The 16,278-nt window shown below is 56.0% G+C and carries 29 protein-coding genes; 22 read left to right on the top strand and 7 right to left on the bottom strand.

Annotated elements, in window-relative coordinates:
- Positions 1–314 precede the first annotated feature (314 nt).
- From AC2FPW_RS20575 to rpmD, 19 genes are all read left to right on the top strand, one after another.
- Positions 315–1,817 (top strand): ATP-binding protein, encoded by a 1,503-nt coding sequence (locus AC2FPW_RS20575; RefSeq protein ID WP_496815171.1) that lies wholly within the window; start codon positions 315–317, stop codon positions 1,815–1,817.
- Positions 1,818–2,039: 222 nt separating this feature from the next.
- Positions 2,040–2,882 carry a 50S ribosomal protein L2 gene (gene rplB, locus AC2FPW_RS20570; protein WP_170531634.1) on the top strand — a complete coding sequence of 281 codons (843 nt, stop codon included), beginning with the start codon at positions 2,040–2,042 and terminating at the stop codon, positions 2,880–2,882.
- A gap of 3 nt (positions 2,883–2,885) precedes the next feature.
- Complete coding sequence (rpsS, locus tag AC2FPW_RS20565; protein WP_005980699.1) at positions 2,886–3,164, top strand: 30S ribosomal protein S19; 279 nt, start codon at positions 2,886–2,888, stop codon at positions 3,162–3,164.
- A 3-nt stretch (positions 3,165–3,167) separates the two neighbouring features.
- Positions 3,168–3,548 carry a 50S ribosomal protein L22 gene (gene rplV, locus AC2FPW_RS20560; RefSeq protein ID WP_039538267.1) on the top strand — a complete coding sequence of 127 codons (381 nt, stop codon included), beginning with the start codon at positions 3,168–3,170 and terminating at the stop codon, positions 3,546–3,548.
- Complete coding sequence (rpsC, locus tag AC2FPW_RS20555) at positions 3,548–4,258, top strand: 30S ribosomal protein S3 (RefSeq protein ID WP_209505853.1); 711 nt, start codon at positions 3,548–3,550, stop codon at positions 4,256–4,258. Before rplV ends, rpsC begins: the two co-directional genes overlap by 1 nt.
- Before the next feature lie 12 nt (positions 4,259–4,270).
- Positions 4,271–4,684, top strand: a complete 414-nt coding sequence (rplP, locus tag AC2FPW_RS20550; RefSeq protein WP_267364819.1) for a 50S ribosomal protein L16 — start codon at positions 4,271–4,273, stop codon at positions 4,682–4,684.
- A gap of 235 nt (positions 4,685–4,919) precedes the next feature.
- The gene (locus tag AC2FPW_RS20545) at positions 4,920–5,540 is read left to right on the top strand and encodes a 2OG-Fe(II) oxygenase family protein (RefSeq protein WP_480487322.1); all 621 of its coding nucleotides are present in this window, start codon (positions 4,920–4,922) and stop codon (positions 5,538–5,540) included.
- A 149-nt stretch (positions 5,541–5,689) separates the two neighbouring features.
- Positions 5,690–6,193 (top strand): hypothetical protein, encoded by a 504-nt coding sequence (locus AC2FPW_RS20540; protein WP_496815170.1) that lies wholly within the window; start codon positions 5,690–5,692, stop codon positions 6,191–6,193.
- Between the two features lie 203 nt (positions 6,194–6,396).
- Complete coding sequence (gene rpmC / locus AC2FPW_RS20535; protein WP_209505847.1) at positions 6,397–6,603, top strand: 50S ribosomal protein L29; 207 nt, start codon at positions 6,397–6,399, stop codon at positions 6,601–6,603.
- Positions 6,604–6,607: 4 nt separating this feature from the next.
- Positions 6,608–6,838 carry a 30S ribosomal protein S17 gene (gene rpsQ / locus AC2FPW_RS20530; RefSeq protein WP_209505845.1) on the top strand — a complete coding sequence of 77 codons (231 nt, stop codon included), beginning with the start codon at positions 6,608–6,610 and terminating at the stop codon, positions 6,836–6,838.
- A gap of 75 nt (positions 6,839–6,913) precedes the next feature.
- On the top strand, positions 6,914–7,282 hold the full coding sequence (gene rplN / locus AC2FPW_RS20525; RefSeq protein ID WP_011567679.1) for a 50S ribosomal protein L14: 369 nt from the start codon (positions 6,914–6,916) through the stop codon (positions 7,280–7,282).
- Positions 7,283–7,284: 2 nt separating this feature from the next.
- Positions 7,285–7,596 carry a 50S ribosomal protein L24 gene (rplX, locus tag AC2FPW_RS20520; protein ID WP_010437096.1) on the top strand — a complete coding sequence of 104 codons (312 nt, stop codon included), beginning with the start codon at positions 7,285–7,287 and terminating at the stop codon, positions 7,594–7,596.
- On the top strand, positions 7,589–8,149 hold the full coding sequence (rplE, locus tag AC2FPW_RS20515; RefSeq protein WP_209505843.1) for a 50S ribosomal protein L5: 561 nt from the start codon (positions 7,589–7,591) through the stop codon (positions 8,147–8,149). The genes rplX and rplE overlap by 8 nt, the downstream gene beginning before the upstream one ends.
- Positions 8,150–8,168: 19 nt before the next feature.
- Complete coding sequence (rpsN, locus tag AC2FPW_RS20510) at positions 8,169–8,474, top strand: 30S ribosomal protein S14 (RefSeq protein ID WP_010437098.1); 306 nt, start codon at positions 8,169–8,171, stop codon at positions 8,472–8,474.
- Positions 8,475–8,487: 13 nt separating this feature from the next.
- Positions 8,488–8,880, top strand: coding sequence for a 30S ribosomal protein S8 (rpsH, locus tag AC2FPW_RS20505; RefSeq protein WP_209505841.1), 393 nt, complete (start codon positions 8,488–8,490; stop codon positions 8,878–8,880).
- Between the two features lie 11 nt (positions 8,881–8,891).
- On the top strand, positions 8,892–9,425 hold the full coding sequence (rplF, locus tag AC2FPW_RS20500; protein ID WP_170467582.1) for a 50S ribosomal protein L6: 534 nt from the start codon (positions 8,892–8,894) through the stop codon (positions 9,423–9,425).
- A gap of 11 nt (positions 9,426–9,436) precedes the next feature.
- Positions 9,437–9,796 carry a 50S ribosomal protein L18 gene (rplR, locus tag AC2FPW_RS20495; protein ID WP_010437103.1) on the top strand — a complete coding sequence of 120 codons (360 nt, stop codon included), beginning with the start codon at positions 9,437–9,439 and terminating at the stop codon, positions 9,794–9,796.
- 185 nt (positions 9,797–9,981) lie between these two features.
- Positions 9,982–10,551, top strand: a complete 570-nt coding sequence (rpsE, locus tag AC2FPW_RS20490; RefSeq protein WP_209505839.1) for a 30S ribosomal protein S5 — start codon at positions 9,982–9,984, stop codon at positions 10,549–10,551.
- Positions 10,552–10,563: 12 nt separating this feature from the next.
- Entirely contained in the window at positions 10,564–10,752 is a 189-nt protein-coding gene (rpmD, locus tag AC2FPW_RS20485) for a 50S ribosomal protein L30 (protein WP_267364815.1), read from the top strand.
- A gap of 101 nt (positions 10,753–10,853) precedes the next feature.
- On the opposite strand, the gene AC2FPW_RS20480 is transcribed toward rpmD, so the two are convergent.
- The gene (locus tag AC2FPW_RS20480; RefSeq protein WP_267364814.1) at positions 10,854–11,285 is read right to left on the bottom strand and encodes a MarR family winged helix-turn-helix transcriptional regulator; all 432 of its coding nucleotides are present in this window, start codon (positions 11,283–11,285) and stop codon (positions 10,854–10,856) included.
- A gap of 77 nt (positions 11,286–11,362) precedes the next feature.
- On the opposite strand from AC2FPW_RS20480, the gene AC2FPW_RS20475 reads away from it, so the two are divergent.
- The 3 genes from AC2FPW_RS20475 (at position 11,363) to AC2FPW_RS20465 (ending at position 12,592) form a co-directional block, all read left to right on the top strand.
- Entirely contained in the window at positions 11,363–11,731 is a 369-nt protein-coding gene (locus tag AC2FPW_RS20475) for an antibiotic biosynthesis monooxygenase family protein (RefSeq protein ID WP_496815169.1), read from the top strand.
- Positions 11,732–11,752: 21 nt separating this feature from the next.
- A complete protein-coding gene (locus AC2FPW_RS20470; protein WP_480774307.1) occupies positions 11,753–12,214 on the top strand; it encodes a hypothetical protein in 462 nt (153 codons plus the stop codon).
- A 165-nt stretch (positions 12,215–12,379) separates the two neighbouring features.
- Positions 12,380–12,592, top strand: a complete 213-nt coding sequence (locus AC2FPW_RS20465) for a DUF1127 domain-containing protein (protein ID WP_209505835.1) — start codon at positions 12,380–12,382, stop codon at positions 12,590–12,592.
- Positions 12,593–12,875: 283 nt separating this feature from the next.
- Here the strand turns inward: AC2FPW_RS20465 and AC2FPW_RS20460 are convergent, their stop codons facing one another.
- The 6 genes from AC2FPW_RS20460 to AC2FPW_RS20435 form a co-directional block, all read right to left on the bottom strand.
- A complete protein-coding gene (locus AC2FPW_RS20460; RefSeq protein ID WP_170609990.1) occupies positions 12,876–13,172 on the bottom strand; it encodes a 50S ribosomal protein L23 in 297 nt (98 codons plus the stop codon).
- The gene (gene rplD / locus AC2FPW_RS20455; protein ID WP_171638100.1) at positions 13,169–13,786 is read right to left on the bottom strand and encodes a 50S ribosomal protein L4; all 618 of its coding nucleotides are present in this window, start codon (positions 13,784–13,786) and stop codon (positions 13,169–13,171) included. The genes AC2FPW_RS20460 and rplD overlap by 4 nt, the downstream gene beginning before the upstream one ends.
- Positions 13,783–14,508 (bottom strand): 50S ribosomal protein L3, encoded by a 726-nt coding sequence (gene rplC, locus AC2FPW_RS20450; RefSeq protein WP_171638102.1) that lies wholly within the window; start codon positions 14,506–14,508, stop codon positions 13,783–13,785. Before rplC ends, rplD begins: the two co-directional genes overlap by 4 nt.
- 18 nt (positions 14,509–14,526) lie before the next feature.
- Complete coding sequence (gene rpsJ, locus AC2FPW_RS20445; protein ID WP_008756422.1) at positions 14,527–14,841, bottom strand: 30S ribosomal protein S10; 315 nt, start codon at positions 14,839–14,841, stop codon at positions 14,527–14,529.
- Positions 14,842–15,033: 192 nt separating this feature from the next.
- The gene (locus AC2FPW_RS20440; RefSeq protein WP_496815167.1) at positions 15,034–16,008 is read right to left on the bottom strand and encodes a DUF2971 domain-containing protein; all 975 of its coding nucleotides are present in this window, start codon (positions 16,006–16,008) and stop codon (positions 15,034–15,036) included.
- A 171-nt stretch (positions 16,009–16,179) separates the two neighbouring features.
- A partial coding sequence (locus AC2FPW_RS20435) for an EF-Tu C-terminal domain-related protein (RefSeq protein WP_496815172.1) occupies positions 16,180–16,278 on the bottom strand: 99 nt, incomplete at its 5' end.

Here is a 16,278-nt window from a genome sequence, read left to right as displayed (position 1 = left end):
CTTCGGTCGCTTGTTCGCCATGTGGTTCCTCCGTTTTCTTAACCATAACGGCGGACCACTTCAGAGGGGGAGGATCAGTGTCCGCCGGTCTCTGATCGAACCCATCTTTGGTGAGATATAAAGGCCTCTGCGAAAGCGGGGGTTTTTATTGCGTGACAACTATGTGACGCAATATCTCAAAAACCTTAACTTGTAGATGTATCTTCTCTGCTCAATCCTAGGGTAGTATCAACAATGATATGTCGACAAAATCATTTTCTATTGACGGTACTCCGCAGAAGCGACTCTTTAGGTCAATAATCGCGGATTATGGATTGAGCACATCGGTCTGCGAGTTGATCGATAACGCAATTGATCATTGGACTGCACGAGGGCGTCGTAATTCAGTTCAAATTGACTTGTTCCTTAACGTAGATCGACAACTCATTGCCGTTCGAGACAATGCCGGTGGGGTACCGAGAGACGACATTCAACTACTTGTGTCACCGGGAGCTTCGCGCGATGAAGTTGGTTTTCATTTTATCGGGAACTTTGGAGTTGGAGGTAAGCGAGCGGGTGTCGCATTGGGTCAGCGTGTCGAAGTCTCGTCGAGGCATGAGACAAACGAAACATTCCGTTTTGTACTTTCTGATGAATGGCTAGCTAAAGACACCTGGGACGTTGAAGTTGAGCATGTGCGCGACATCGACCCGGGTACCACCAACGTTTCAATATCCAGCTTAAGGCAGGGCTTTTCGCATCAGGATGTTGAGACACTTCAAAGGCACATATCCGAAGTCTATTCCAAGTTTATCGGTAACGGATGTGATATCAGGGTAAATGGTGTGAGTGTTGGAAAAACAGAGTTTGATGTTTGGGCATACCCGCCAGAACACAAACCGAAGCTTTCTGAATTCAACATCTACCCAAGCGATGATCAGGCGGTCGCCGTCAGGATTACGGCTGGATTGCTTCAGGACCGAAACCCGATCGAGGAAAACTACGGTGTGTACGTTTACTGCAACGATCGATTAATCATCGCCCACGAAAAATCTTACGAGGTAGGTTTCTACAAGGGTGAAGCCGGCGTACCACACCCTGACGCTTCGTTGGCCAGAACCATTGTCGAGCTAACAGGTCCCCCGGAGCTTATGCCTTGGACGTCAAGCAAAAGTGGGATCAATTGGAGCCACCCAACCTATCTTGCGATTAGGGATAGGATCATCGCTCTAAATTCCTATTTTACCAAAGTATCGCGCCGATTGAAGAATGTTCGAGAAGAACAGGTCTTCGCTCATCAGCAGGGCGAGGTTGACGTTATAGACTTGGAAGGAGATGGCACTGCAAAAAGGGTAATAGACCTGCCATTGCCCCGAGGTAGAAGGAAGTCGTATCCAGACAGGCTAATAGACGCCAATGCAGACACAATACAAAAACAGCCTTGGACTCTGGGCCTTGTGGAAGCGATGGGAGTAGCTGACACAATTTCAAGAAAGAAAATTCAGACAAGAAATCGCCTATCTCTTGTGATCTTGGATAGCAACCTTGAGATCGCCCTGAAAGAATTCATTGTTCACAGGGCTGACCTGTTCCGACCTGACCAGTATGGCGATGCGAAGCTTCTTGAACTTTTCAAGAGGCGGCACGAAGTCATCAATCTAGTCAAACCTCACCTGAAGCTAGATGATATTGTATGGAACAAAGTTCGTCACTACTACGACAGAAGGAACAAATTGGTTCACGAGCGAGCAACTGTTCAGATTACTGACGTTGAATTGGATGATTATCGCGAGATTGTGGAGCAAATTCTTAGCTCACTTTTCAATCTCAAATTTTGACGCGCGTGCAGCCTAAATGAGTTTTCGGTTGCGGTTGGTATGAGGCTGGACACCCACCCCCAACCCTGTTACATGCACCCAATCTTGCGGCCTCGGATTCGTTCCGGGGCCTTAGATATTTTGCAACCGGGGACCTTCGGGGCCCTATACCTTTGGCACCTACGGGGGCCTATCACATAGCGGGGGACCTCCCCTGCACTTGCTAAACGGAAGACAGAAAGCATGGCACTCAAGTCGTACAAGCCGACGACGCCGGGCCAGCGCGGGCTGGTGCTGATCGACCGTTCGGAGCTTTGGAAAGGACGTCCGGTCAAGTCTCTTACAGAGGGTTTGACCAAATCGGGCGGCCGGAACAACACCGGACGGATCACTTCACGCCGCCGCGGCGGTGGCGCAAAGCGTCTCTACCGGATCGTTGACTTCAAACGGAACAAATTTGATGTCGCGGCAACCGTCGAGCGGATCGAATATGACCCGAACCGGACCGCGTTCATCGCACTGGTAAAATACGAAGACGGCGAGCAGGCGTATATCCTGGCTCCGCAGCGTCTGGCTGTTGGTGACAAGGTCATCGCGTCGGCAAAGGCCGATATCAAGCCGGGCAACGCAATGCCGTTCTCGGGCATGCCAATCGGTACCATCGTCCACAACATCGAGATGAAGCCTGGCAAAGGCGGTCAGATCGCACGTGCGGCCGGTACTTACGCGCAATTCGTGGGCCGCGATGGCGGTTACGCTCAGATCCGTCTGAGCTCGGGCGAGCTGCGCATGGTCCGTCAGGAATGCATGGCCACCATCGGTGCCGTGTCCAACCCCGACAACAGCAACCAGAACCTCGGTAAAGCCGGTCGTATGCGCCACAAGGGCGTGCGTCCGTCGGTTCGTGGTGTTGCTATGAACCCGATCGATCACCCGCATGGTGGTGGTGAGGGTCGTACCTCGGGTGGCCGTACGCCGGTTACGCCGTGGGGTAAGGACACCAAGGGTAAGCGTACCCGCAACAAGAACAAAGCGTCCCAGAAGCTGATCATCCGCTCGCGGCACGCCAAGAAGAAGGGACGTTAATCCATGTCTCGCTCTGTTTGGAAGGGTCCTTTCGTCGATGCTTACGTGCTGAAAAAAGCCGAAGCAGCGCGCGAGTCGGGCCGCAACGAAGTCATCAAGATCTGGTCGCGTCGTTCCACCATCCTGCCCCAGTTCGTGGGTCTGACCTTTGGTGTGTACAACGGCCAGAAGCATATCCCGGTAAACGTCTCGGAAGACATGATCGGTCAGAAGTTCGGTGAATATTCGCCGACACGGACCTATTATGGCCACGCCGCAGACAAAAAAGCGAAGCGGAAGTAAGTCATGGGCAAGGAAAAGAACCCCCGCCGCGTGGCTGAAAACGAAGCAATGGCGAAAACGCGCATGCTTCGCACCAGCCCGCAGAAACTGAACCTGGTTGCGCAAATGATCCGCGGCAAGAAAGTCGAGAAGGCCCTGACCGACCTGACTTTCTCGAACAAGCGCGTCGCGCAGGACGTCAAGAAGTGCCTGCAGTCCGCAATCGCGAATGCCGAAAACAACCACAACCTGGACGTTGACGAGCTGATCGTCGCCGAAGCCTGGGTTGGCAAGAACCTGGTCATGAAGCGCGGTCGCCCGCGTGCCCGTGGCCGTTTCGGCAAGATCATGAAGCCGTTCTCGGAGATCACCATCAAGGTGCGTCAAGTTGAGGAGCAAGCCTAATGGGACATAAAGTCAATCCGATCGGCATGCGCCTTCAGGTCAACCGCACCTGGGACAGCCGCTGGTACGCAGATACCAAGGACTACGGTGATCTTCTTCTGGAAGACCTCAAGATCCGTGAGTTCATCCAGAAAGAGTGCAAGCAGGCCGGTGTTGCCCGTGTGATCATCGAACGTCCGCACAAGAAGTGCCGCGTTACGATCCACACCGCACGTCCGGGTGTCATCATCGGCAAGAAAGGTGCGGACATCGAAGTTCTGCGCAAGAAGCTGGCCGCGATGACCGACAGCGAACTGCACCTGAACATCGTCGAAGTGCGCAAGCCCGAGCTTGACGGTCAGCTGGTTGCCGAGTCAATCGCTCAGCAGCTGGAACGCCGTGTTTCGTTCCGCCGCGCGATGAAGCGTGCCGTACAGAACGCCATGCGCATGGGCGCCCTGGGTATCCGGGTGAACGTCGCTGGCCGTCTGGGTGGTGCCGAAATCGCACGGACCGAATGGTACCGCGAAGGCCGTGTGCCGCTGCACACGCTGCGCGCCGACATCGATTACGCACATGCCGAAGCGATGACCCCCTACGGGATCATCGGGATCAAGGTCTGGATCTTCAAAGGGGAGATCATGGAGCACGATCCGCAGGCACGTGACCGTAAAGCACAGGAACTCCAGGACGGCCCTGCACCTCGTGGTGCTGGTGGCGGTCGTCGCTAAGGAGGGAAAGATATGCTTCAACCAAAGCGTACAAAATTCCGCAAGTTGCACAAAGGCCGGATCAAGGGCGAAGCCAAGGGCGGCTCTGATCTGAACTTTGGCACCTACGGCCTGAAAGCGATCGAGCCTGAGCGTGTAACCGCACGCCAGATCGAAGCTGCACGTCGTGCCATGACGCGTCACATGAAGCGTCAGGGCCGTGTCTGGATCCGCATCTTCCCCGACACTCCGGTCACTGCAAAGCCGATCGAAGTTCGTATGGGTAAAGGTAAGGGTTCGGTCGACCGCTGGGTTTGCAAGGTCAAGCCCGGTCGCGTGATGTTCGAGATCGACGGCGTCAATGACGACATCGCCCGCGAGGCCCTGCGCCTGGCCGCGATGAAGCTGCCGATCAAGACCCGCGTCGTGGTTCGCGAAGACTGGTAAACGATCCGGGGGCACCCCCGCTCGTGACAAGATTGACCCCCGTCGGAACACCGGCGGGGGTTTTTCTATAGGGGCTCTGCCCCCGTCGCGCGTGCCGCGCGCCTCCCCCGGGATATTTTGGGCCAGATGAAGCAGGGGATCCGTTCTTCATCTGGCTGCAAATATCCCGGAGCGCGAGGCAGAGCCTCGCAAAACAGCCATCGCCTTCACCGCGCGGCTGGTTTAAGACAGCGCCATGCCACAGATTGAATCACTCTTCGTCACCCGCCTCTATCGTGCCTCCTTGTCCGAATTCGGTCCCCCGATCGATGCGGAGGAGTTGGAAAGCTCGTGCCTTGTCATCGCCGAGGATGACGAAGCCGGTCAGGACTGGTGCGAAGAAAACGGCTATCCCGGTTACACCAGCTATGCCTCGCTGACCGACCTGCCCTGGCGGTTTCCGATATTCGCCGATCTGGTCAAGGCGCTGGACAGCCATGTGGCGGCTTTTGCCAAGGATCTGGAGTTTGATCTGGGTGAGGGTGAGCTGAAGCTGGAAGACCTGTGGATCAACATCCTGCCCGAGGGTGGCATGCATTCCAGCCATCTGCACCCGCACAGTGTGATTTCCGGCACCACCTATGTGGCGATGCCTGAAGGCGCGAGTGCGCTGAAACTGGAAGACCCGCGCTCAGGCCGTATGATGGCCGCGCCGACGCGGCTGAAAGGCGGGCGACGCGATTTGCAGCCCTTCATCTATATGAAGCCGCAGGTGGGCGATGTGCTGCTATGGGAAAGCTGGCTGCGCCACGAGGTGCCGATGAACATGGCCGAGGAAGAGCGGATTTCGGTGAGTTTCAACTATAAGTGGGACTGACCGTTTCTGGCAGGGCTGACTTCTGCACCTGTTTGATTGATCGGGATCAAGCACACTTAAGCCTGCTCGTTGTAGACTCCGCTCCAATGCGTCGGTCTGCCTGATGAGTCGGACCGAAGTGCCGCGTATCTGGTTTGATCGGACACACCGTGCTGAGATTTGTCACATTGGTCATAGGGCTACTGGTCTCAAGCGCGACTGGCGTTGTGGGACAGGAGGTCGACCCGCACCGCATCTACGAAAACAGCTGTTCCGGATGCCACGCCCCCCATTCCGGTGATTTCGTTTGGGATGAGCTTAATGTGTCAGATGGCGTGCTGGTCGGAGCCCGGTCCGGACGGGCGGTCGAAATTTACCTGCGCTCCGGTCATGGCGGGGTGACTCCGGACAAGGCCGAGGTTCTGCTTGCTCATTTCCGAATTATCCGGGACTCGGGCGGGATCTTCATCGAGAAATGCCGTATTTGCCACGTGACCGCCGTGGAGCTCGTGCGAAACAATCTGATCCTTGACGAAGGGAAGCTGACGGGGCGATATACCGGGCGTGACATCGGAGCGTTCCTGGACGGTCATGGCCGTCTTTCACCGGAAGAGGTTTCCGAGATGCTGTCCGTATTGACCAGAGTGGCAAATAGCCAGGGTCTGACACGGTGACACACGCGGGGTTTTGATTTTGGGAATTCCCCTGTTCCCGCATGGCAAACTTTCCCTTGCCACCCCACCCCTAACCCCCTATAGAGCGGCATCTTGCGGTCTCCCGGCGTTGTCGGGCGATTCGTATGTCTATCATTCATCCACCAGGTCAAAGGTGACCCGTGTACGGGGCCTTCTGGTGTTTTGAGCAAAGGAAAAAGGCGATGAACGCCCAAGAACTGCGTGACAAGACCCCTGATCAGCTCCGCGAGGAACTGGTCAACCTGAAGAAAGAAAGCTTTAACCTGCGCTTTCAACAGGCAACCGGTCAGCTGGAAAACACTGCTGGCATCAAAGCGGCCCGCCGCAACGCTGCCCGCGTCAAAACCATCCTGAACGAAAAGGCCGCTGCCGCGGCATCCGAGGAGTAATCAGATGCCCAAGCGTATCCTGCAAGGCACCGTGACCAGCGACGCCAACGAACAGACCATCACCGTGCTGGTCGAGCGCCGTTTCAAGCACCCGCTGCTGCACAAAACCGTTCGTAAGTCCAAGAAATACCGGGCTCATGACGAAAAGAACGCCTTCAAGGTCGGCGACTCTGTACGCATCATCGAATGCGCGCCGAAATCGAAGACGAAACGTTGGGAAGTTCTGGAAGCGTAAGCTTCCGGGATTTTTCATTTGTCGAAACCCTGGGGGATTTAATCAGACCAGCCCCCACAGGTCGGGAGAAACCACATGATCCAGATGCAGACCAATCTGGATGTCGCTGACAACTCTGGCGCACGCCGAGTTCAGTGCATCAAGGTCCTGGGTGGTTCCAAGCGTAAATACGCCTCCGTCGGCGACATCATTGTCGTCTCGGTGAAGGAAGCCATCCCGCGCGGCCGCGTAAAGAAAGGTGACGTCCGCAAGGCCGTCGTCGTACGCACCGCCAAGGAAGTCCGTCGCGAAGACGGCACCGCGATCCGTTTCGATCGCAACGCCGCCGTCATCCTGAACAACAACAACGAGCCCATTGGTACCCGTATCTTTGGCCCCGTTGTTCGTGAACTGCGCGCGAAGAACTTCATGAAAATCATCTCGCTGGCTCCGGAGGTGCTGTAATCATGGCTGCTAAACTCCGCAAAGGCGACAAGGTCGTCGTGCTGGCCGGCAAGGACAAGGGCAAAGAGGGGACTATCACCTCGGTTGACCCCAAAGCCGGTAAAGCTGTTGTCGATGGTATCAACATCGCCATCCGCCACACCCGCCAGTCGCAAACCTCGCAAGGTGGTCGCCTGCCTCAGGCAAACCCGATCGAGCTGTCGAACCTGGCACTGCTGGATAAGAACGGCAAAGCAACCCGCGTTGGCTTCCGTATGGAAGGTGACAAGAAGGTGCGTTTCGCCAAGACCACAGGGGACGTGATCGATGCTTGATAACGCAACCTACACCCCGCGCCTGAAAGCGCAGTACGCCGAGACCATCCGTGCCGCTCTGAAAGAAGAGTTCGGCTACAAGAACGACATGCAGCTGCCCAAGCTGGAAAAAATCGTTCTGAACATCGGTTGTGGTGCTGAGGCCGTCAAAGACTCGAAGAAAGCGAAAGCTGCTGTCGAGGATCTGACTGCGATTGCCGGTCAACAGGCCGTTGCAACCAAGGCGAAGAAATCGATCGCGGGTTTCCGCGTCCGGGAAGACATGCCGCTGGGTGCGAAAGTGACCCTGCGCGGTGACCGGATGTACGAATTCCTGGATCGTCTGATCACGATCGCGATGCCGCGTATTCGTGACTTCCGCGGTGTTAAGCCTTCTTTCGACGGTCGTGGCAACTTTGCCATGGGCATGAAAGAGCACATCGTGTTCCCGGAAATCGACTTCGACAAGGTCGACGAGGTCTGGGGCCTGGATATCGTAATTGCCACCACAGCGAAAACCGACGCTGAAGCAAAGGCACTGTTGAAAGCATTCAACATGCCGTTCAACGCGTAAGCGCCGGGAGGATTGAGACATGGCTAAGAAAGCAATGATCGAACGCGAGAAGAAGCGCGAACGCCTGGTGGCCAAATATGCCGCAAAGCGTGCCGAGCTGAAAGAAATCGCGAATGACGAGAGCAAGCCGATGGAAGAGCGCTTCAAGGCGCGTCTGAAACTGGCGAAACTGCCGCGCAACAGCTCGGCTACCCGTCTGCACAACCGTTGTCAGCTGACCGGTCGTCCCCACGCTTACTATCGTAAGCTGAAGGTCAGCCGTATCGCGCTGCGCGAGCTGGGTTCTGCTGGTCAGATCCCCGGCATGGTGAAATCGAGCTGGTAAGGGAGACATAGATATGAATGATCCTATCGGCGATATGCTCACCCGTATCCGCAACGCGCAAATGCGCGGCAAGTCCACCGTTTCCACTCCGGCGTCGAAGCTGCGTGTTTGGGTTCTGGACGTGCTGGCGGACGAAGGCTACATCCGTGGCTATGAAAAGACGACCGGTGAAAACGGTCATCCGGCCATCGAAATCAGCCTGAAATACTACGAAGGCACCCCTGTCATTCGCGAACTGAAGCGGGTTTCGAAACCCGGTCGCCGCGTATACATGGGCGTCAATGACATCCCGCAGGTCCGTCAGGGTCTGGGCGTGTCGATTGTCAGCACTCCGAAAGGTGTGATGTCGGACGCAAACGCTCGCTCCAACAATGTTGGCGGCGAAGTGCTCTGCACCGTCTTCTAAGGAGGTCTGCAATGTCTCGTATTGGTAAAAAACCGGTCGAGCTGCCCAGCGGCGTAACCGCCTCTGTGTCGGGTCAGACCATCGAAGTCAAAGGTCCGAAAGGCACCCGAAGCTTCACCGCCACCGACGACGTAACGCTGTCGGTTGAAGACAACGTGGTCAAGATCGACCCTCGTGGCATGTCCAAGCGTGCCCGCCAGCAGTGGGGCATGAGCCGCACCATGGTTGCCAACCTGGTAACCGGTGTGACCACAGGCTTCAAAAAAGAACTGGAGATCCAGGGTGTTGGTTACCGGGCGCAGATGCAGGGCAACACCCTGAAGCTGAACCTGGGCTATAGCCACGATGTTGATTTCACAGCTCCGGAAGGTGTCACCATCACCGCACCGAAGCAGACCGAGATCGTTGTGGAAGGTATCGACCAGCAGCTGGTGGGCGAAACCGCGGCCAAAATCCGCGAGTGGCGCCGCCCCGAGCCGTACAAAGGCAAGGGCATCCGCTATAAGGGCGAGTTCATCTTCCGCAAGGAAGGCAAGAAGAAGTAAGGACGCAGACAATGGCAAACAGCAAAAGAACCCTGTTTCTGAAGCGCCGCCTGCGCGTTCGGAACAAACTTCGCAAGGTCAACGCGGGTCGTCCGCGTCTGTCCGTACACCGTTCGAACAAGAACATCTCTGTTCAGCTGATCGACGACGTACGTGGCGTGACCCTGGCCTCGGCCTCGACCCTGGAAAAAGACCTGGGTGTTGTTGGCAAGAACAACGTCGAAGCGGCCACAAAAGTGGGCGCGGCCATCGCCGAGCGTGCCAAGAAGGCAGGCGTCGAAGAGGCCTATTTCGATCGTGGCGGCTTCCTGTTCCACGGCAAAGTGAAGGCTGTCGCCGACGCTGCGCGTGAAGGTGGCCTGAAGATCTGATGGTGCGCCGGGCTGAAGCCCGGCCTACCTGATCGACGCCGTAGGCCGGGCTTCAGCCCGGCACCGGCACTTTGAAGGCGGGTCCGCCCGCCTCGATGATCGGGGAGCCCGAGAATGTCATTCACGGGTTCACTTCGATTGAGCAATTGGCGCCGCAAGCGCCTCTAGAGGAAAAGGGATGCCAAATGGCAGAACGTGAAAACCGTCGGGGCCGTGGCCGCGACCGTGAAGAAACGCCGGAATTTGCAGATCGCCTGGTCGCAATCAACCGCGTGTCGAAAACCGTAAAAGGTGGTAAGCGCTTTGGCTTCGCCGCTCTGGTGGTTGTCGGCGATCAGAAAGGCCGCGTCGGCTTTGGCAAGGGTAAAGCGAAAGAAGTACCTGAAGCCATCCGCAAGGCGACTGAGCAAGCCAAGCGTCAGATGATCCGCGTACAGCTGCGCGAAGGTCGGACCCTGCACCACGACATCGAGGGCCGTCACGGCGCCGGTAAAGTGGTTATGCGCGCCGCGCCTGAAGGTACCGGTATCATCGCCGGTGGTCCGATGCGTGCCGTGTTCGAAATGCTGGGCGTCAAGGATGTTGTGTCCAAGTCGCTGGGCTCGCAGAACCCCTACAACATGATCCGCGCCACCATCGACGGCCTGCAGAAAGAGCAGAGCCCGCGTTCGGTTGCCGCACGTCGTGGCAAAAAGGTTGCTGACATCCTGCCCAAGCGGGACGACGCACCGGCTGCTGCTGAAGCAGAAGCATAAGGAGAGCACGTCATGGCAAAAACCATCGTCGTCAAACAGGTCGGTTCGCCGATCCGCCGCCCCGCAGAACAGCGCGCAACCCTGATCGGCCTGGGCCTGAACAAGATGCACAGAACCCGTGAGCTGGAGGATACTCCCTCGGTGCGCGGTATGATCCGCAAGATCCCGCATCTGGTAGAGATCATCGAAGAGCGCGGTTAAGCCCGCAGCTTCGAAGACTTAGAAACGCCTCCGACCTCGGTCGGGGGCGTTTTTTGCTTAATGGCTTGCCTGTCGGTGCCGTGAACTGATCCTCCGTCAATTCACCTTGAGCGCATGCCGCCTATGACTCGACGCATATAGTTCATGAATTGTGCGCGCTCAGGGTCATTCAAGACCTGTAATGCATCAGCATTCACGTTCTGAGCTGCCTCGTAGGCGCTGTTGCGAAGTGCTGCGGCCTTCTCGGTCAACCAAATCAATTGAGCCCTGGCGTCAGCAGGGTTCTTCGTTCTTTTGATCAAGCCATCACGTTCCATACGGTTAAGCGTGTTGGCCAATGTCGCCTGTTCGACGTCAATTTTGGTCAGCAGATCCTTTTGCGTCACACCGTCTTTGAGCCAGAGTTCCAGCAAGATTGGGAATTGCCCGACGACGATGCCAAAGGGCGCAATGCGTTGCTGCAACTCTTTTGCGAACAATCGTGCCATGTGGTTAACCAGATACCCGGCCGAGTTTTCTTTTTCGAAGTCCATGTCCTGGATTTACACTTGAATAGCATGCTATGCAATTTTATATAGCTTGCTATATTTCAGAATCGAAGGGAACCGAAATGGCTCGTATCAAAGAGTTGGACACGATCGTCACGCTGGCAGATCAGATGCAGACCGAGGAAGGACCGGTGGTGCTGATCAACCTGTTTACGGTGGACGCCGAAGACGAAAAGGCGCTGCTTCGGGCATGGGCGCATGATGCGGATATCATGAAATCGCAACCGGGATATATCTCGACCCAGCTCCATCAGGGTATCGCGGGCAGTTCGACCTTTGTGAACTACGCGATCTGGCAGAACGTGCAAAGCTTTCGCGACGCATTCACTCATCCCGAGTTCCAGCGTCGGATCGCGGACTATCCAGCAAGCGCAGTGGCCCGGCCACATCTTCTTCGCAAGCTCGCAGTCGAAAACCACTGCGTCGCCTGACCCTCATTTGGGAGTAGCAACATGTTAAGAACCATCCACCCCATCGCCGGAGTAGTAGGCTTTCTTACGATCCTCGTATTCTGGACATCCACTTTGTACAGTGAGTTATTTGCAAACCATGAGACCGTCGCGGCAGTAAAGTCCATGATCGTCAGCGGGCTCTTTGTTCTGGTGCCTGCAATGGTGATTGTCGGTGCATCCGGGGCGACACTTGGGCGTCGTCGAAAAGATGCCCCTGCGCTCGCCAAAAAGAAACGGATGCCGATCATTGCTATGAACGGGCTCATCGTCCTTGTTCCAGCCGCCGTCTACCTGAGCGCAAAGGCAAACGCGGGTTCGTTTGATACCAGCTTCTATATTGTACAGATCATCGAACTGATTGCCGGGGCGACCAATCTGACACTGATGGGGCTGAGCATACGTGATGGTCGGGCGATGGCCGCCCGCAAAAAAACGCGCGAAAGAAATGAAAGCGGCGTGTGATTGACGTGGCCCACGACATGTATAGCCATTCAATAGATGCATATCGGCTAGACCAAAATCTGCGTTGTTAGCGATAGCAAACGCTCCTATCTCTGCCTTGTCCAATGAAGGAACTCAAAAGGAAACGTCAGGGAATACGCCCTGATACGAGAAAGGAATACAGAGATGACAACTGCAACACTGACCCATACCGGCTTCAACTTCGGCACCCGGATCGCTGACATGATCACACGGATCAAAACAGCCCGCGCACGTGCTGCTGAGTATCAGCGCACCTATACCGAGTTGCAGCGTCTGAGCAACCGTGAGCTGGACGATATCGGCATCCGCCGCTGCGACATCGCAGATATCGCACACCGGCACGTATATTGCTCGTAACCACTCATACAATTGAACCGACCCAAAGGCGCCTTACGGCGCCTTTTCTATGTTCAGTGCAGGCCCTGCCCCGCGAGCAGGCCGCTCAGCGGCCGCCAGAGGGTGCGATAGCTGTTGATGGGCTACCAATATGCCGGTGACGCCAGAATCGTCCTGAGCGGCCGCTGGAGGACGTGTGACCGCCCTGCCCCGACGCGCAAACCCAGAGCTTTGACGTCTGAAACGAAATCGGCCCCGGAGGAGTGATCCACCGGGGCCGAAAAGTGTCGCTGTAAGCGTTGGATCAGAGACCGGTGCTTACGTCGATTGTGTTACCCTCTTCCAGGGTCACATATGCTTTCTTGACGTCTTTCCGACGGCCCAGCTGGCCGCGGAACCGCTTGACCTTGCCTTTGGTCACGGTGGTGTTCACCGCCTTGACCTTCACACCAAACAGTGCCTCAACGGCCTCTTTGATCTGCGGCTTGTTGCTTTCGATCGCCACTTCAAAGACAACCGCGCCATTTTCGGACGCCATGGTCGACTTTTCGGTGATGATCGGCTTGCGGATCACGTCGTAGTGTTCTGCCTTCGCGCTCATTTCAGACGAGCCTCCAGTGCTTCGACAGCCGCTTTGGTGAGCACCAGGGTGTCACGCTTGAGGATGTCATAAACGTTTGCACCCATCGACGGCAGGATATCCAGACCTTCGATGTTGCGCGACGCCTTCAGGAACCCTTCGTTCACGGTCGCGCCGTCGATGACCAGAGCGCGTTTCCAGCCCAGGTTTGCAACCTGTTTGGCCAGTGCGGCGGTCTTGCCTTCGGCTTCGGCGTTCTCGATCACAACCAGTTCACCTGCTTTGGCTTTGGCCGACAGAGCGTGGCGCAGGCCAAGCTTGCGGAACTTTTTCGGCAGGTCGTGGCCGTGCGAACGAGGGGTCGGGCCCTTGTAGATACCACCCTTGCGGAAGATCGGTGCGTTACGGTCACCATGGCGTGCGCCACCGGTGCCCTTCTGGCGGTAGATCTTCTTGGTCGAGTAGCTGGTTTCCGAGCGGGTCTTGACCTTGTGGGTGCCGGCCTGCGCGTTGTTACGCTGCCAACGGACCACACGGTGCAGGATGTCCGCGCGCGGCTCGAGGCCGAACAGGTCTGCATCCAGCTCGATGTCGCCGGCCTTGCCGCCGTCCAGTTTGATTACATCAAGTTTCATGCTTCACCACCTTCCGCGGATACTTCTTCCGCAGGTGCTTCGGTTGCAGCCGATTTCACAGCAGCCGGGAAAGGCAGGCCTTCCGGTGCTTTCTTCTTCACGGCGTCCTTGACGGTGACCCAGCCCGATTTCGGTCCGGGAACGGCGCCTTTGATGAAGACCAGACCACGGTCGGCGTCGGTTTTGACAACCTCGAGGTTCTGGGTGGTAACACGGGCAGCACCCATGTGACCGGCCATCTTCTTGCCTTTGAACACCTTGCCCGGGTCCTGACACTGACCGGTCGAACCGTGCGAACGGTGGCTGATCGACACACCGTGCGAGGCGCGCAGACCACCGAAGTTGTGGCGCTTCATCGCACCGGCAAAGCCTTTACCGATCGAGGTGCCCGAAACGTCAACCTTCTGACCAGCCAGGAAGTGTTCTGCCGAGATTTCGGCGCCCACTTCGATCAGGCCATCTTCGGAGACGCGGAACTCGGCCAGCTTGCGCTTGGGCTCGACCTTGGCAGCGGCATAGTGGCCGCGCATGGCCTTCGAGGTGCGTTTTGCCTTGGCAGCACCAGCGCCCAGCTGAACGGCGGTGTAGCCGTCTTTTTCAGCGGTCCGCTGTGCAACAACCTGCAGGTTGTCCAGGTGAAGAACGGTCACAGGGATCTGCTTGCCGTCTTCCATGAACAGGCGGGTCATGCCAACTTTTTTTGCGATAATACCAGAGCGCATATTCTATACCCTCCGATCTTACGACTGCAGCTTGATCTCGACGTCCACACCAGCAGCCAGGTCGAGCTTCATCAGCGCGTCCACGGTCTGGGGGGTCGGATCAACGATGTCGAGCAGACGCTTGTGCGTGCGGATCTCGAACTGGTCGCGGGATTTCTTGTCAACGTGAGGGCCACGGAGAACCGTGAACTTCTCGATCTTGTTCGGCAGCGGGATCGGGCCGCGCACATTCGCGCCGGTCCGCTTGGCAGTGTTGACGATCTCTTGCGTGCTGGCATCCAGAACGCGATAGTCAAATGCCTTCAGCCGAATACGGATATTTTGGCTTTGCATAATAACAGCCTTTTGTCAGGCGTTGGGGTTGAGAGGAGGACAGACGCGCATCGCCAACCCTCATCGAACCCAAAAGGCGGGAATCACCCCGCCTTGACGTTCTTGTTGAGAACTCGCGCGTATTAGTGGGGTTGGCGGGGTTTGGCAAGGGGGTAAGTGAAACCTACCTCCTACTTCATTTGTGTTGAGGTCTTAGTCTGTGCGCAACGGAATATCTGACGAAACCACCTTTTCTCGATGCTCAGTCACGTTGGCCTGTTCCAACACGTGCCGGAATGCCTCAGCACTTACATAGGGGTACTCTGTAGGCCCGATAATGACTCGATCCAACAAACTTGGCACATCAGCACCAAACAAGCCAACTTCTGGATCATGTTTCAAAGGCAGAACATAGACAATTTGTGGAACACCGCCCAGCACTTCGACACGCCTTTCCATAGCGGCGCTGTGCTCTTCATTTGGCCGGTAGAAGAGGCGCCATTCCCGCTCTTCAGAAAACCCAGGGTGCTTTGTCACGATCGCAGTATGAAACAACATATGGTGAATGTAAGTGACGAGTGTATCTTGCCCCAATGACTGCAAGTACTTGCGGTTTATTAGTATAGCGTCCGTGATTTGATCCAGCCGTGCCTTATACGCATCTTCAGAAAGATACATCACAGGCGCAGAGTAGACCGCCAACTTATCAGTAAACGCCATCATTGGAGCATTATTTACGACAAGTGCTGTATCGCCGTAGGCACGCCACATTGACAGCCGACCACTCTTGTCCTCATCCTCACTGTGCTCAGAGATGCATGCGATGTAGGTTTCTAACTCCCAATCATGCATCCAACCTTGCAAGCGTTTATCAACAAGACTGATCGTTCCCTCAAATATATCCTCGACAGCCTCCCTAAAACGTTCTCCAGCCTCTCCCGAAAAGACTTTTTGTATTAGATCAATACCATATGATATTTCCGAAAAGTCGTTCATTACGGTCGCATTACGGAACCAAAGCTCCTTATTGCTGATGACTTTCAGAGCTGTATCTGCGTTCGTATAGTAGGCGAAACGACGTTTCTCCTCAGCTACTTCGACCATCCTTTCGGGGTAACCGGGTTGGAATATCGCCCAGAATTTTCGAGTGGCGTCATCAACTTCGATCAATTTACCAAATTCCTTCATTCTCCAAAGTTGCTAGGAAACTAATCGTTGGCGGTTAGGGCGCAAGACACAATCAGTCTCAGTCGAACGACAAGAAAAAGGCCGCCCCGGTGTGGGAGCGGCCTTCTTTAGTTCAACCGAGTAGGCTCTCATTGCTCTTTCAGAGCAACTGCCGCCCACCGCTTTCCAAAATTATTCAATAATTTTGGAAACAACGCCGGCGCCGACGGTGCGGCCGCCTTCGCGGATGGCGAAACGCAGGCCGTTTTCCATCGCGATCGGGGCGATCAG

The sequence above is a fragment of the Ruegeria sp. SATB027 genome (genome assembly GCF_059613825.1).
The sequence above is the reverse complement of the archived record's forward strand: the minus strand, read 5'-3'. Positions and strand labels throughout refer to the sequence as shown.

Excerpts from the sequence above, each read along its gene's own strand:
- AC2FPW_RS20480 (WP_267364814.1), bottom strand. The coding sequence starts at position 11,285 with ATGGACTTCGAAAAAGAAAACTCGGCCGGGTATCTGGTTAACCACATG.
- AC2FPW_RS20460 (WP_170609990.1), bottom strand. The coding sequence starts at position 13,172 with ATGAGCGCGAAGGCAGAACACTACGACGTGATCCGCAAGCCGATCATC.
- rpsS (WP_005980699.1), top strand. The coding sequence starts at position 2,886 with ATGTCTCGCTCTGTTTGGAAGGGTCCTTTCGTCGATGCTTACGTGCTG.
- AC2FPW_RS20475 (WP_496815169.1), top strand. The coding sequence starts at position 11,363 with ATGGCTCGTATCAAAGAGTTGGACACGATCGTCACGCTGGCAGATCAG.
- rplN (WP_011567679.1), top strand. The coding sequence starts at position 6,914 with ATGATCCAGATGCAGACCAATCTGGATGTCGCTGACAACTCTGGCGCA.
- rplP (WP_267364819.1), top strand. The coding sequence starts at position 4,271 with ATGCTTCAACCAAAGCGTACAAAATTCCGCAAGTTGCACAAAGGCCGG.
- AC2FPW_RS20465 (WP_209505835.1), top strand. The coding sequence starts at position 12,380 with ATGACAACTGCAACACTGACCCATACCGGCTTCAACTTCGGCACCCGG.
- rplD (WP_171638100.1), bottom strand. The coding sequence starts at position 13,786 with ATGAAACTTGATGTAATCAAACTGGACGGCGGCAAGGCCGGCGACATC.
- rplV (WP_039538267.1), top strand. The coding sequence starts at position 3,168 with ATGGGCAAGGAAAAGAACCCCCGCCGCGTGGCTGAAAACGAAGCAATG.
- rpmD (WP_267364815.1), top strand. The coding sequence starts at position 10,564 with ATGGCAAAAACCATCGTCGTCAAACAGGTCGGTTCGCCGATCCGCCGC.
- rpsQ (WP_209505845.1), top strand. The coding sequence starts at position 6,608 with ATGCCCAAGCGTATCCTGCAAGGCACCGTGACCAGCGACGCCAACGAA.
- rplB (WP_170531634.1), top strand. The coding sequence starts at position 2,040 with ATGGCACTCAAGTCGTACAAGCCGACGACGCCGGGCCAGCGCGGGCTG.
- rpsC (WP_209505853.1), top strand. The coding sequence starts at position 3,548 with ATGGGACATAAAGTCAATCCGATCGGCATGCGCCTTCAGGTCAACCGC.
- rpsN (WP_010437098.1), top strand. The coding sequence starts at position 8,169 with ATGGCTAAGAAAGCAATGATCGAACGCGAGAAGAAGCGCGAACGCCTG.
- rpsE (WP_209505839.1), top strand. The coding sequence starts at position 9,982 with ATGGCAGAACGTGAAAACCGTCGGGGCCGTGGCCGCGACCGTGAAGAA.
- rplF (WP_170467582.1), top strand. The coding sequence starts at position 8,892 with ATGTCTCGTATTGGTAAAAAACCGGTCGAGCTGCCCAGCGGCGTAACC.
- rpmC (WP_209505847.1), top strand. The coding sequence starts at position 6,397 with ATGAACGCCCAAGAACTGCGTGACAAGACCCCTGATCAGCTCCGCGAG.
- AC2FPW_RS20470 (WP_480774307.1), top strand. The coding sequence starts at position 11,753 with ATGTTAAGAACCATCCACCCCATCGCCGGAGTAGTAGGCTTTCTTACG.
- AC2FPW_RS20440 (WP_496815167.1), bottom strand. The coding sequence starts at position 16,008 with ATGAAGGAATTTGGTAAATTGATCGAAGTTGATGACGCCACTCGAAAA.
- rplE (WP_209505843.1), top strand. The coding sequence starts at position 7,589 with ATGCTTGATAACGCAACCTACACCCCGCGCCTGAAAGCGCAGTACGCC.
- rplR (WP_010437103.1), top strand. The coding sequence starts at position 9,437 with ATGGCAAACAGCAAAAGAACCCTGTTTCTGAAGCGCCGCCTGCGCGTT.
- rplX (WP_010437096.1), top strand. The coding sequence starts at position 7,285 with ATGGCTGCTAAACTCCGCAAAGGCGACAAGGTCGTCGTGCTGGCCGGC.
- rpsJ (WP_008756422.1), bottom strand. The coding sequence starts at position 14,841 with ATGCAAAGCCAAAATATCCGTATTCGGCTGAAGGCATTTGACTATCGC.
- AC2FPW_RS20545 (WP_480487322.1), top strand. The coding sequence starts at position 4,920 with ATGCCACAGATTGAATCACTCTTCGTCACCCGCCTCTATCGTGCCTCC.
- rplC (WP_171638102.1), bottom strand. The coding sequence starts at position 14,508 with ATGCGCTCTGGTATTATCGCAAAAAAAGTTGGCATGACCCGCCTGTTC.
- rpsH (WP_209505841.1), top strand. The coding sequence starts at position 8,488 with ATGAATGATCCTATCGGCGATATGCTCACCCGTATCCGCAACGCGCAA.